General features: G+C 70.3%; 1 protein-coding gene and 1 pseudogene. One reads left to right on the top strand and one right to left on the bottom strand.

The window, feature by feature from the left end; genetic code table 11:
- A pseudogene (locus LPA54_RS36575) lies at positions 1-215 on the bottom strand (cytochrome P450); the annotation flags it as partial.
- Positions 216-325: 110 nt separating this feature from the next.
- Here LPA54_RS36575 and LPA54_RS36570 point away from each other — a divergent pair.
- Positions 326-516 (top strand): helix-turn-helix domain-containing protein (locus tag LPA54_RS36570; protein WP_228984812.1); only part of this gene is annotated, 191 nt, incomplete at its 3' end.

The raw sequence follows: 516 nt of genomic DNA, 5'->3' as shown, positions 1-516 counted from the left end.
AATTCCTTGCCGAACGCCCTGCGCCGGAAGACCGGGCCGAGCTGCCGGGCGATCCGCACCGAGTCCTGCACGGGCGTGCGTCTGCTCGCCCCGATGACGTCGCCGAGCAGCGGCAGCCGGTACGGCGGGTGCGGGATGCGGTGCAGTGCGGGCCAGCCCTGCTCCGCGCTGCGGAACCCCTTCGGCACGGCGGCCCCTGCCGTCGTCTCCGCCATGACGCGGTCTCCTTCGGTCCGGCGAGCGAGTGGCGACGTGTTGCACATGAGTTCAATAAGCGGTCACAGTCTGGTCCGGCCGCCGGACCGGCGTCAACTACAGTGCGGGAATGGCTGTGGACCAGGGCGGGCGGGCGCGCCGTCGGCTCAGCACCGAGGAGCGCCGGGAGCAACTGCTCGCCGTGGGTGCGCGGTTGTTCTCAGAGAGCCCGTACAACGAGGTGTGGATCGAGCAGGTCGCCGAGATCGCCGGGGTGTCGCGCGGGCTGCTCTACCACTACTTCCCGGCCATACGGGACTT

Source organism: Streptomyces sp. DH12, from assembly GCF_020873895.1.
In the GTDB taxonomy this organism is placed as follows: Bacteria; Actinomycetota; Actinomycetes; order Streptomycetales; family Streptomycetaceae; genus Streptomyces.
Note: the sequence above shows the minus strand (reverse complement) of the source record. Positions and strands in the feature narration are given on the sequence as shown.